The sequence below is a fragment of the Acidovorax sp. LjRoot204 genome, assembly GCF_056175785.1.
This window is the reverse complement of sequence record NZ_JBGFFF010000126.1, coordinates 1-13,118: the sequence shown is the minus strand read 5'-3', so window position 1 is coordinate 13,118 and position 13,118 is coordinate 1. Positions and strand designations below refer to the sequence as shown.

General features: G+C 66.0%; 9 protein-coding genes. 4 read left to right on the top strand and 5 right to left on the bottom strand.

Going from position 1 to position 13,118, the window contains the following annotated elements:
* The 5 genes from AC04MI_RS18805 to AC04MI_RS18785 form a co-directional block, all read right to left on the bottom strand.
* Positions 1-93: PrpF domain-containing protein (locus AC04MI_RS18805; protein WP_476498398.1), on the bottom strand; the 93-nt coding region annotated here is incomplete at its 3' end.
* A 52-nt stretch (positions 94-145) separates the two neighbouring features.
* Positions 146-700: a 2'-5' RNA ligase family protein gene (locus tag AC04MI_RS18800; RefSeq protein ID WP_436077425.1), complete on the bottom strand. Its 555-nt coding sequence runs from the start codon at positions 698-700 to the stop codon at positions 146-148.
* Positions 681-3,350, bottom strand: a complete 2,670-nt coding sequence (gene acnD, locus AC04MI_RS18795) for a Fe/S-dependent 2-methylisocitrate dehydratase AcnD (protein WP_476498397.1) — start codon at positions 3,348-3,350, stop codon at positions 681-683. Before acnD ends, AC04MI_RS18800 begins: the two co-directional genes overlap by 20 nt.
* Positions 3,351-3,383: 33 nt before the next feature.
* A complete protein-coding gene (gene prpC, locus AC04MI_RS18790; protein ID WP_436077423.1) occupies positions 3,384-4,541 on the bottom strand; it encodes a bifunctional 2-methylcitrate synthase/citrate synthase in 1,158 nt (385 codons plus the stop codon).
* On the bottom strand, positions 4,538-4,933 hold the full coding sequence (locus AC04MI_RS18785; RefSeq protein WP_436077422.1) for an acyl-CoA thioesterase: 396 nt from the start codon (positions 4,931-4,933) through the stop codon (positions 4,538-4,540). Before AC04MI_RS18785 ends, prpC begins: the two co-directional genes overlap by 4 nt.
* Positions 4,934-5,067: 134 nt before the next feature.
* On the opposite strand from AC04MI_RS18785, the gene AC04MI_RS18780 reads away from it, so the two are divergent.
* The 4 genes from AC04MI_RS18780 to AC04MI_RS18765 form a co-directional block, all read left to right on the top strand.
* Entirely contained in the window at positions 5,068-6,519 is a 1,452-nt protein-coding gene (locus tag AC04MI_RS18780) for a short-chain fatty acyl-CoA regulator family protein (protein ID WP_436077421.1), read from the top strand.
* Positions 6,520-6,790: 271 nt separating this feature from the next.
* Entirely contained in the window at positions 6,791-9,886 is a 3,096-nt protein-coding gene (locus tag AC04MI_RS18775) for a bifunctional diguanylate cyclase/phosphodiesterase (protein ID WP_436077420.1), read from the top strand.
* A gap of 133 nt (positions 9,887-10,019) precedes the next feature.
* Positions 10,020-11,084 (top strand): GGDEF domain-containing protein, encoded by a 1,065-nt coding sequence (locus AC04MI_RS18770; RefSeq protein ID WP_108499451.1) that lies wholly within the window; start codon positions 10,020-10,022, stop codon positions 11,082-11,084.
* Positions 11,085-11,345: 261 nt separating this feature from the next.
* Positions 11,346-13,118, top strand: a 1,773-nt coding sequence (locus tag AC04MI_RS18765) for a chromosome segregation SMC family protein (RefSeq protein WP_476498396.1), incomplete at its 3' end; no start/stop codon positions are given.

Here is a 13,118-nt window from a genome sequence, read left to right as displayed (position 1 = left end):
GGCGGGCAGTTCGTCAAGGCAGAAGAACACGCCTTTGCTGGTGCCGCCGCGCAGGTAGGTAGCCGGGATTCGGATTTGAGAGGCAGTGAGCATGGTTAGAAATACGTAGGCAGGCCGTCGTCGCCGGATGGTGGGTGCGGTTGGGTCAAAAGAGCGGCAGTTGTGTGCTGGACGGGTCGGGCGGCGCGGGCTGCAACGGCCAACGGCCGATGGTTTCGTAGCTGTAGCTGCCGCTCTCGTCGTTGCGGCTCACCACCAGCAGGATTTCGTCGATGGTCCAGGCAATCTGGTTCATCTGTGTAGGGCCCAGGCGTGTTGGCGCCCAGTAGCTGATGGTGGTGTGTGGCGTGTGGCCTGTTTTCGTCGCCAGCCCCTCTGTACTCAGCGCGTGCCGGACTGCCGCTAGCAAGGCATCGAAGCAGTGCGGCCTTCCACGGGCCCGGAAGGACCATTGGATGGTGGTTTGGCCCTGATCTCTGTACACCCCGTCGCGAATGCGGTTGAGCACCAACGTGCATGCGCGCGCCTTCACACCGGCGCCTGCGCGCAACATTTTCTGGCGTATTTCCGGGGTGTCCCCATAGCGGTCCGACAGGGTCTGGTGCCAGTTGTCCATGGGAGACAAGGTACTTTGCTCCAGCCCATTGCGTGCAATGGCGATCCACATCGCTGCAGCCACCTCAGGCGGTGGCTTGGCCATGAAAATCAGCCGGGGGCCTCTCATGGCCGCTGCCTCGCTCCACGTTGCTGGCGGCCAGGAAGTCCTGCGCAAAGCGCTGCAGGACTCCCCCGGCTTCGTAGATGGAAACCTCCTCGGCCGTGTCCAGGCGGCAAGTCACGGGTACTTTGGCGCATGCACCATTTTGACGGCGGATGAGCAGCGTGAGGCGGGCGCCTGGCGCGCGGTGGCCCTCCACGCCATACACCTCCGTCCCATCCAGCCCCAGYGTAGTGCGGTTGACCCCCGCTTCAAACTCCAGTGGCAATACCCCCATGCCAATCAGGTTGGTGCGGTGGATGCGCTCGAAGCCCTCGGCCACCACCACCTCCACACCCGCCAGCCGGACGCCCTTGGCGGCCCAGTCGCGGCTGGACCCCTGGCCGTAGTCGGCGCCAGCAATGACGATGAGCGGCTGGCGGCGGTTCAGATAGGTTTCCATGGCTTCCCACATGCGCATGACCTGGCCTTCGGGCTCGACGCGGGCGAGCGAGCCTTTTTTCACCTGGCCATCCACCACAGCCATTTCGTTGACGAGCTGCGGATTGGCAAACGTGGCGCGCATGGCGGTGAGGTGGTCACCCCGGTGCGTGGCGTAGGAGTTGAAGTCCTCCTCGGGCACGCCCATGYGCGCCAGATATTCACCCGCAGCGCTGTCCCGCAGGATGGCGTTTGAGGGTGACAGGTGGTCGGTGGTGATGTTGTCAGGCAGGAGGGCCAGCGGGCGCATGCTCGTCAAAGTGCGCGGGTGGGCGGCCAGTGCGCCGATGCCCTCGGTGTCCCAGTAGGGCGGGCGGCGGATGTAGGTGGACTGCGGGCGCCACTCGTACTGCGGCGACACGCGCTGGCCATCGTCGTGTCGGATGGCGAACATGGGTTCGTACACGGCGCGGTATTGCGCGGGCTTCACGGCAGTTTTCACCACGGCGTCGATTTCTTCGTCACTGGGCCACAGGTCCTTGAGGCGAATCGCCTGGCCGTCCACCACCGCCAGCACGTCCTTTTCGATGTCAAAACGCACCGTGCCCGCAATCGCATAGGCCACGACCAGCGGGGGCGAGGCCAGGAAGGCCTGCTTGGCATAGGGGTGGATGCGCCCGTCGAAATTGCGGTTGCCCGAGAGCACGGCGGTGGCGTACAGGTCGCGGTCAATGATCTCCTGCTGAATGGCAGGGTCCAGCGCGCCACTCATGCCATTGCAGGTGGTGCAGGCAAAGGCCACGATGCCAAAGCCGAGCTTTTCCAGTTCGGCCAGCAAACCCGATTCCTTCAAATACAGCTCCACCGCCTTGGAGCCGGGCGCCAGCGAGGTCTTGACCCAGGGCTTGCGCGTGAGGCCCAGCCGGTTGGCGTTGCGCGCCAGCAGCGCGGCGGCGATCACGTTGCGCGGGTTGGAGGTGTTAGTGCAGCTGGTGATGGCGGCAATGACCACAGCGCCATCGGGCATCGTGCCGTCCTGTGGTGCGGGCATGGCCCAGGGGCCCGCGATGCCTTGGGCCGTCAGGTCGGACGTGGCCACGCGCGCGTGGGGGTTGGAGGGGCCGGCCAGGTTGCGCACCACGCTCGACAGGTCGAACACCAGGTTGCGCGCATAGACAGCGTCCTGAAGGGTGTCGGACCACAATCCCGCTGCCTTGGCATAGGCCTCGACCAGCTTCACTTGTTCCGCCTCGCGGCCCGTCAGCGTCAGATACTCCAGCGTCTGTTCGTCGATGCTGAACAAGGCCGCCGTGGCACCATATTCGGGCGCCATGTTCGAGATGGTGGCGCGGTCGCCAATCGTGAGCTTGGCGGCGCCTTCGCCAAAGAACTCTAGGTACGCCCCCACCACCTTGGCCTTGCGCAAAAACTCGGTGAGCGCCAGCACCACGTCAGTGGCGGTGATGCCGTCCTGGCGGTGGCCGGTCAGCTCCACGCCCACGATCTCGGGCAGCCGCATCATCGATGCGCGGCCCAGCATCACGTTCTCGGCCTCCAGTCCGCCCACGCCGATGGCGATCACGCCCAGGGCGTCCACATGCGGTGTGTGGCTGTCGGTGCCCACACAGGTGTCGGGGTAGGCCACGCCGTTGTCCGCATGGATCACGGGCGACATCTTCTCCAGGTTGATCTGGTGCATGATGCCGTTGCCCGCGGGGATGACCTGGACGTTGGAAAACGCTTTTTTCGTCCACTCGATGAAGTGGAACCGGTCCTCGTTGCGGCGGTCCTCGATGGCGCGGTTCTTTTCGAATGCATGGGGGTCGAAGCCGCCGCACTCCACGGCCAGCGAGTGGTCCACGATGAGCTGCACGGGCACCACGGGGTTCACCTGGGCCGGGTCGCCGCCCTGGGCCGCGATGGCGTCGCGCAGGCCCGCCAGATCCACCAGCGCGGTCTGGCCCAGAATGTCGTGGCACACCACGCGTGCCGGGTACCAGGCGAAGTCGCGGTCGCTGCGCCGCTCGACGAGCTGGCGCAGGCAGTCGTTGATGGTGGCCGGATCGGCGCGGCGCACGATGTTTTCGGCGTGGACCCGGGCGGTGTAGGGCAGGGTGGCCCAGGCGCCCGGTTGCAGAGATTCGACAGCCTCTCGGGCATCAAAGTAGTCAAGCTGCGTGCCGGGCAGTTGCTTGCGGTACAGAGTGTTCATGAGCGTGGGGCAGAGGGCTTCGGCCGTTTGTTTTTACTTGCGGTCCTGGATTGGTACGAACGTCAGGTCTTCCGGCCCGGTGTAGTTCGCACTCGGCCGGATGATCTTGTTGTCCTGCCGCTGCTCGATGATGTGCGCCGCCCAGCCGCTGGTGCGGGCAATCACAAACAGCGGCGTGAACATGGCGGTGGGCACACCCATCATGTGGTAGCTCACGGCGCTGAACCAGTCGAGGTTGGGGAACATCTTTTTGACCTCCCACATCACCGATTCCAGCCGTTCGGCAATGTCGAACATCTTGGTGCTACCGGCCTCTTCCGACAAACCGCGCGCCACGCCCTTGATGACGACATTGCGCGGGTCGCTCACGGTGTAGACCGGGTGACCAAAACCAATGACCACCTCCTTGGCCTCCACGCGGCGGCGGATGTCGGCCTCAGCCTCATCCGGGCTGTCGTAGCGTTTCTGGATCTCGAAAGCCACCTCGTTCGCGCCGCCATGCTTGGGGCCCCGCAGCGCGCCGATGGCGCCGGTGATGGCCGAATACATGTCGCTGCCCGTGCCGGCCACCACGCGGGCGGTGAAGGTGCTGGCGTTGAACTCGTGCTCGGCATACAGGTTGAGTGAGGTGTGCATGGCACGCTCCCAGGCTGCGCTGGGTTTGGAGCCATGCAGCAGGTGCAAGAAGTGCGCACCGATGGAGTCGTCATCGGTCTCCACCTCGATGCGACGGCCCGAACTGGCCCAGTGGTGCCAGTAGAGCAGCATGGAGCCAAGTGATGCCATGAGCCGGTCGGCAATGTCGCGCGCACCTGGCAGGTTGTGGTCGTCCTTTTCAGGCAGCGCACAGCCCAGGGCCGAGACGCCCGTGCGCATCACGTCCATGGGGTGGCTGGCGGCGGGCAGTTGCTCCAGCGCCTGCTTCACACTCATCGGCAGGCCGCGCAGGGCCTTGAGCTTGGACTTGTAGGCGCGCAGTTCGGCGCGTGTGGGCAGCTTGCCGTGGACCAGCAGGTGGGCGATTTCTTCGAATTCGCAGACCTCGGCAATGTCGAGGATGTCGTAGCCTCGGTAGTGCAGGTCGTTGCCCGTGCGGCCCACGGTGCACAGGGCGGTGTTGCCCGCCGTCACGCCCGAGAGCGCGACGGACTTCTTGGGCTTGAAGCCCGGGGTTTCAACGGTGGTAGTCATGCGGTCTCCTGGTTCACATATGGGTTGGTGATGGCAGCGGGGCGGCCTTTGCCATCCACCGCCACCATTTCAAAAATCCCCTTCAGCACTTCGTCATGGGGCGAGCCCAGCGTGGCGGCCAGACCGGTCACGCACACGGTGAGCGAGCTGCGGCCGACGCGGGTGACCCAGGCGCGCAGCGTGAGCACATGGCCCAGGGGCACCGGGGCCAGAAAACGCACGTCAGTCACGCCCGCCATCACCACGTCGCGCTGTGCGGCGCCGCGCGCTGCCAGAAACGCCGCCTTGGCCATGAGCTGCAGGGCGTTGCCGCCGAACAGCGTGCCGTAGTGGTTGGCTTCTGCGGGGAAGACGATTTCCGTCAGTTCGACGGTGCCAGTGGGGGTTGTCATGCTTCGCAATTTACGCACAATGACATCCCTCTGTAAGTCCTGAATTGGCGAATGATTGCGAATAAAAAACCGTCAATTTGCAAATATTGCGAATGATGGTGAAGGTGCTACCAGGCGCCGCTGAGAAAGATGGAATGAAAAAAACCTTCATGGGTGTGCGCTTGCGCCGCCTGCGCGAAGAGCGCGGCATGACCCAGATTGCGCTGGCGCGGGCGCTGGACCTGTCGGCCAGTTACCTCAACCAGCTGGAGCAGAACCAGCGCCCGCTCACGGTGCCCGTGCTGCTCAAGATCAATGCTGTATTCGGTGTGGACGTGCAGCGCTTCTCGGACGACGATGAGGCGCGCCTCATCACGGGCCTGCGCGAGGTGTTGGCCGACTTGCCTGCCGGGGTGGGCGGGGAGGGCGCGGGCGATGCCGTGTCTCTGGCAGAGATCCGCGAGCTGGCCGCCGGCATGCCCGCTGTGGCGCGCACGCTGCTGGCGTTGCACCAGCGGCACCGTCAGGCGTTGGAGCGCCTGGCCGCCCTGGGCAATGACCGGGGCGGCGAGGGCACCGTGGCCCACCATCCGCCCATGGCTTATGAAGAAGTGCGCGACTTCTTTTTTGCACGCCAGAACCACATTGCCGAGCTGGACGATACTGCCGAACGCTGTGCTGCCGAATGGGGCCTGCTGCCCGGGCGGGCGGATGAAGCGCTGGCGCAGCGACTGCACCAGGCTCATGGCGTGCGCGTGGTGGATGTGGCCGACCTGCCCGGGCAGGCGCAACGGGTATTCCAGGCCGATGCCGGCGTGTTGCAGCTGGCGGCTGGCCTGGAGCGGGGGCAGCGGGCGTTTCAGATGGCGACGCAGCTGGCGTTTCTGGAGCAGGGCGCCGAGCTGCAACGTTTGGCCGCTGGCGCCGGGCTGTCGAGCGACCAGGCCCGGGCGCTGGCGCGCATCGGTCTTGCCAACTACTTTGCGGGGGCGCTGGTGCTGCCCTACACTGCCTTTTTGCAGGCGGCCGAAGCGGCGCACTACGACATCGACCGGCTGGGCCAGCAGTTTGGTGTGGGTTTCGAGACGGTGTGCCACCGCCTGTCCACCTTGCAACGCCCCAGTGCGCGCGGTGTGCCGTTCTTCTTCATCCGGGTAGACCGCGCGGGCAACATCAGCAAGCGGCAGTCGGCCACACACTTTCACTTCAGCAAGATCGGCGGCACCTGCCCGCTGTGGAATGTGTACGAGGCCTTCGCACAGCCAGGCCGCATCGTGCCGCAGGTGGCGCGCATGCCCGATGGCCGCGCCTACCTGTGGGTGGCGCGTGTGGTATCGCGCAGCGGCGGCGGCTGGGGGGTGCCCGGCAAGGAGTTCTCCGTAGCCCTGGGGTGTGACATTCGCCACGCGCCGCAGCTGGTGTATTCACGTGGGCTGGACCTGGCCAACCCCGAGGCCGCCGTCCCCATCGGCATGGGCTGCAAGGTGTGTGAGCGCGATGCCTGTCCGCAACGCGCGTTCCCGCCCATCGGGCGGGCGTTGGATGTGAATGAAAACCGCAGCCGTTTTGCGCCGTACCCCGTGGCGCCAGGGGCAGTCGTCGGGTAAACCCGTGGGCGTTCTGGTGGCGAAATATGCTCATCATTTCATAGCTTGTGAGGTAAGTCGCTGTGGCGCTAGAGGCACTTTTTTCTTAAATTTTTCGCCGTAACCAAATGTTGGCTCCACAGTGGCTGGATTGCCGCTATCCTGCGCAATTTGCATGGTGTCTGGTCGGCTCCCCGGCCAGCAAAGCAAAGGCACGTCTCTGACTTCTTCCACTTCTTCCCCGCTGGCTGCCCTGGCACCCCCAAGCCGCTATCGGCATTGGGTGGCGGGCATGGGTGTGGCCTTTCTGGGGTTGGTGGTGAGCCTGTGGCTGGCGCAACACCAGGCTGCGTCGATGGCGCAGATCGAAGAAGCGCGCTTCACCCAGGAGACGCGGGCGTTTGCCGAGGCGCTGAGCCAGCGCATTGCCGGTCACACCGAGGTGGTCAACGGCCTGCGGGGTCTGTTCACGGCCAACCCCCGCTTGTCGCGCCTGGACTTTGAACGGGCCGCCAGCGAGATGGAGGTGGGCCAGCGCTACCCCGGTGTTCGCAACCTGTCTTTCACGCGCTGGGTGCCTGGGCGTGAGCGCGAGGCCTACGAGGCCAGGGTGAGGGCGGACACCTCGTTGTCACCCGACGGCTTGCCCCAGTTCAAGATCCACCCACCCGGCGAGCGTGCCGAGTACTTCGTGGCCGAGTATCTCTGGCCCATGTTCGGCAATGAAGGGGTGCTGGGCCTGGATATCAGTGCCCAGCCCGCCAACCTGGCCGCCATGCGCTACAGCCGCGACAGCGGGCAGACCGTGGTGTCTGCCCCGTTCGATCTGCTTCAGGAGACAACACATCGCGCAGGCATCGTCATCCGCGTGCCGGTGTTCGACCCCACCGCCGGCACGGCCGAGCAGCGTTTTGTGGGCGCGGTGGCGTCCACCCTGCGGGTCTATGACCTGGTGCAGGGGCTGGGCAGCCAGGGGTTTCTGAACGGCATCGCCGTCGCCATGGCGGACCTGGGACCGGTGCGCCCGGATTCGGGCGATGCCATGGTGCGCCCCCTGCTGGAGCAGACGGCCCCGGGCCTGCCCGGTGTGCGGCCCCTTGTGCGTGAGCTGGGGGTGCATGACCGGCGCTGGCAGCTGACCTTCTACCCGACCCGGTCGTTCCTGACGGCGTCGGAAACGCGCTTGCCGTGGCTGGCCGGGCTGGCGGCCGCGGTGGTGTCGTTGTTGCTGGCTTCCGTCGTGGCCCTGCTGGTGCGCCAGCGCACCCTGGCGCTGGTGCGAGCCCAGCTGTCCGACGATGCCCGGCGCGAGAGTGAGGAGCGGTTCCGTGCGCTCTTCAACCAGGCCACCGTGGGTGTCGCACAGGTGGACTCGGCCACGGGCCAGTTTGTGCGCGTCAACCAGCGCTACGCCGACATCCTGGGGTACAGCCCGGAGGAAATGGTGGGCATGACCTTTCAGAGCCTCACCCACCCCGATGACCTGGCAGCGGACCTGGCGCAAGTGAGGCGGCTACAGAGCGGCGATGTGCCCGAGTACCGGCTGGAAAAACGCTACATCCATAAGGACGGGCACGAGGTCTGGGGCGACCTGACCGTGTCGTCGATGTGGGCGTCAGGCTCCGCGCCCGGCCACCACATTGCCGTGGTGCAGGACATCACTGCGCGCAAGCGCATGGAAGAAAACCTGCGGGCCAATGAACAACGCCTGCGCAGCATTCTGGAGCGCCTGCCCATGGGCCTGTGCCTGGTGCAGGACGATGGGCTCATCAGCTTTCGCAACCAGCGGTATGTCCAGATCTGCGGCTACACGCAGGAGGAGGTGCCCGACACCGACACCTGGTGGCAGCGCGCCTACCCCGACGCTGCGGAGCGCGATGCGATCCGCCAGAGGCTGCTGGACACCAGGCACCTGGGCGTGATCCCGCTGGCCGAGTACACGATCCGCTGCGCGGACGGCAAGTACAAGCCGGTGGAGATCTCCGGCATTTTTGTCGAGGGGGGGCGCCTGATCACCATGCAGGACCTGAGCGAGCGCAAAGCCGCCGAGGAAGAGATCAACCAGCTGGCTTACTACGACCCGCTCACCCGCCTGCCCAACCGCCGTCTGCTGATGGACCGGCTGCAGCAGGCGCTGGCCACCAGCGCGCGCCACCAGCGCAGTGGTGCACTGCTGATGCTGGACCTCGACAACTTCAAGACGGTGAACGAAACCCGGGGCCACGACCGGGGCGATGCCTTGCTGTTGCAGGTGGCGCACCGTTTGCGCGGCTGCGTGCATGAAGACGACACCGTGGCCCGACAGGGCGGCGACGAATTTGTGGTGGTGCTGGAAGACCTGGGCGACAGCCCCGAGGACGCCGCTGCACGCGCCGAGGACGTAGGTCAGCGTATCCTGGGTGTGCTGCGCGAGCCTTACCAGATCGACGGCGCTGCGCACCACAGCTCGCTGAGCATGGGCGTCACCATCTACAGTGGCACGCGCGAGACCGTGGACGAACTGCTCAAGCGTGCCGACCTGGCGCTGTACCAGGCCAAGAACGCGGGGCGGGACACCTTGCGCTTTTATGACCCCCAGATGCAGGCTGCGGTCAGCGCCCGCGCCACGCTGGAGCTGGACATGCGGGTGGGCCTGGCCCAGGGCCAGTTCGAGCTGTATTACCAACCCCAGATCGACCACGGCCGCATTACCGGGGCCGAGGCGCTGCTGCGCTGGCGGCACCCGCGCGATGGATTCATCTCGCCCGCGCATTTCATCCCGCTGGCCGAAGAAACCGGCCTGATCCTGCCGCTCGGCGAGTGGGTGCTGCAGGCAGCCTGTCGGCGGCTGGCCGCATGGGCCCAGCAGCCCGACCTTGCCTTGCTGAGCCTGGCCGTGAACGTGAGCCCACGGCAGTTCCACCAAAGCGGCTTTGTCGCCCAGGTGCTCGCGGCGCTGGCGGGTGCGGGGGCCGACGGCCACCAGCTCAAGCTGGAGATGACTGAAGGCCTGCTGCTGCAAGACGTGGAAGACACCATCGACAAGATGGGCCAGCTCAAGGGCTACGGCGTGGGCTTTTCGCTGGACGACTTTGGCACGGGCTATTCGTCGCTGAGCTACCTCAAGCGCCTGCCGCTGGACCAGCTCAAGATCGACCAGAGCTTCGTGCGCGACGTGCTGACCGACCCCAATGACGCGGCAATTGCCCGCACCGTGGTGGCGCTGGGCACCAGCCTGGGCCTGCGCGTGATTGCGGAGGGCGTGGAGACCGAGGCGCAGCGCGAGTTTCTGGAGCGCCACCACTGCCACGCCTGGCAGGGCTACCTGCTCAGCCCCCCCGTGGCAGTGGCGGAGTTTGAGGCGCTGGTGCGCCGAACCAATGGCGCCCTGGATGGGCGCCTTGGATGACCCGGGGCGTGCGGCGGGCGCAGGGTGGCGTGTGTTGCGCGGAGTGCAGGTGGCAACAGGCTGCCGGAAACCCTTTGCAACCGCAGTCTGGCTGCGCCACCTATGATGCAGGCGCTCCACCGCTGCCGCCTTCATGTTCTTCAAAAAGCCTTCGCCGCCCGCACCCTCGCCATTGACGCAGGGCTTTGACGCGCAGCGCGAACGCTCGGTGATTGCCGAGATGCTGCTCAAGCGCTCGGCCAAGCTGATCCTGGGGCGCAGCGAGCTGGAGATCATTCGCGGGGTATGCCAGGCCATTGTGGATGTCTCCAGCCACATCCGCCTGGCCTGGACCTGGTTCGGTCCGACCGACACGCACACCATCCGCCCGCAGGTGTTTGCAGGCCCGGCGGCGGCCTATGCCGAATCGCTGAACATCGAACGCAACCTGCTCACCCGCATTGGCCCTGCCTTCACCACGCTGGACGGCAAGTCTGCGGGCCCTTTCACGGTGTCGCAGTTTTCGCCGTTTGGGCCCTGGCGCGACGCAGCCCGCCACCACGACATCCACCACGTGCTGGCCTTGCCCATCGCCTCCACCTTCAACGGCTACAGCGGCATCTTTGTGCTGTATGCCGACCGTGATGGCTACTTTGATGAAGTCGGCGTCAGCCTGTTTGCAGGGCTGGCCGAGCTGTTCGGCTCCCTCATGACCGTGGCCGCCGAACGCCAGGAGTTGCAGCGCGCCGCCTACCACGATGCGCTCACCGGGCTGCTCAACCGCCATGCGGTGGACCTGATCGACCGGCGCGTGTACCGCGCCTCGCTGTTTGAGCCCGTCTCGTCCATCCTGTTGATGGACCTGGACCGGTTCAAGAGCATCAATGACCGTTTTGGCCACGACGCGGGCGACAAGGCCCTGCAGGCGGTGGCCCGGGTGCTGACCGACACCTTGCGGCGTGGCGACGAGATCATTCGCTGGGGCGGCGAGGAGTTTCTGGTCTGCCTGCCGCAGACCGCGCTGCCCGACGCGCTGAAGGTGGCCGAGAAACTGCGCCGCGCGGTGGAGAGCATCACCGATCCCGAGCAGCTCACCGTGTCGATTGGCGCGTGCGAAATCTCTGCACTGCAGCACCTGCCCCAGGCGGTGGCCCGCGCAGACGAAGCCCTGTTCCAGGCCAAGTCGGGTGGGCGTAACCAGGTGTGTGTGCTGCATTGACGTTGCCCGCTTTTGGCTATCAAATTTGATAGCAAACAAGCCATATCACACTAGCGCATCAGGCCATTTTTGCCGATTTTTCGCCTGCGCAGTGCCCCCAGGCGCCACCCACGGCCCCGGAGGCCGGGGGGCGGGCAGGCGGCGCGGTATCATTCCGGCCTTGCCCACACCCGGCCCTGCCGGTGTGCTTTACGCCGGGACTGCGCACCGGCGCCCTGGTTGACCCCCGCGTCCCTCCTGCATTTATCCGCCTTCTGATCCGTGCGTCTTACCTCGATCAAGCTCTCTGGCTTCAAGTCGTTCGCTGAACCCACCAACTTCATGCTGCCCGGGCAACTGGTGGGCGTGGTGGGCCCCAACGGCTGCGGCAAGTCCAACATCATGGACGCGGTGCGCTGGGTGCTGGGCGAGAGCAAGGCCAGCGAGCTGCGCGGCGAGAGCATGCAGGACGTGATCTTCAGCGGCACCACCACCCGCAAGCAGGCCAGCCGCGCCAGCGTGGAGCTGGTCTTCGACAACTCTGACCATCGCGCGGGCGGCCAGTGGGGCCAGTATGGCGAGGTGGCCGTGCGCCGCGTGCTCACGCGCGACGGCACCAGCAGCTACTTTCTGAACAACCAGCCCGTGCGCCGCCGTGACGTGCAGGACGTGTTTCTGGGCACGGGCCTGGGGCCCCGCGCCTACGCCATCATCGGCCAGGGCACCATCAGCCGCATCATCGAAAGCCGCCCTGAGGAACTGCGCCTGTTCCTCGAAGAGGCTGCGGGCGTCTCCAAATACAAGGAGCGTCGSCGCGAGACCGAAAACCGCTTGKCGGACACGCGCGAGAACCTCACGCGSGTSGAAGACATCCTGCGCGARCTSAACGCCAACCTCGAAAAGCTCGARAAGCAGGCCGAGGTGGCCGCCAAATACAACACGCTGCACGCCGATGCGACGCTCAAGCAGCACCAGCTGTGGTTCCTGAAGCGGACCGAGGCCGAGGAGCAGCAGAACAAGGTGCGCCTCGATGGCCTGCAGGCCGTGAATGACCTCGAATCGCGCATGGCCGACCTGCGCGCGGTCGAGTCGGACCTCGAAACCATCCGCCAGGCCCACTACGCCGCGGGCGACCAGGTCAACCAGGCCCAAGGCAAGCTCTACGAAGCTACGGCCGAGGTCGGCARGCTCGAAGCCGAGATCCGCTACGTGGTCGAGGGCCGCCAGCGCGTGGAACAGCGCCTGGTGCAACTGGCCGAGCAGATCGCCCAGTGGCAGACCCGCAAGGAAGAGGCCGACATCGAGCTGGAAAACCTGGCCGGCGCGGGTGTGGACGCCGAAGAACGCGCCGAGCTGCTGGCCGCCCAGGTCGAAGAACAAGCCATGCAGATGCCCGACCTGGAGGAGGCCCTGCGCCAGGCGCAAAGCCGCACGGCCGAGCAACGGACTGCCGTGGTGCAGGTGCAGCAGCAGATTGGCGTGCTCGCTGCCGAGCAGCGCAGCTTTGACGAGCAAAGCCGCCAGCTCGACGCCCGCTTCGAGCGCCTGCGCACCGACCGCAATGCGCTGGCCGCGCCCGACGAGGCCCGTCTGACCAACTTGCGCGAACAACTCGAAGAAGCGCAAGAGATCGCAGAAACCACCGCAGCCCGCCTGCACGAGCTGCAGGARTCCGTGCCSCARCTSGACGACGACCGMCGCGCACGCCAGCAGGCCGTGAACAGCGAGAGCGCACGCCAGGCTGAGCTGTCTGCCCGCATGGAGGCCCTCAAGGCGCTGCAGGAAAAGGTCAAGACCGAYGGCAAGCTGSSSCCCTGGCTCGCCAAGCACGGSCTCGAWGGCMTGCAGGGSCTGTGGAGCCGYATCCACATCGARCMSGGCTGGGAAAACGCGCTSGAAGCTGCATTGCGCGAGCGACTGGCCGCGCTGGAAGTAGGGCGCCTGGACATGGTGCGTGGCTTCCTCGGCTCCGGCGGCAACGACGCGCCCCCGGCTCGGCTGGCCTTCTACAGCGCCCCCGCAGCAGGCCACCCCGAGCCATCGTCACCCCACGCC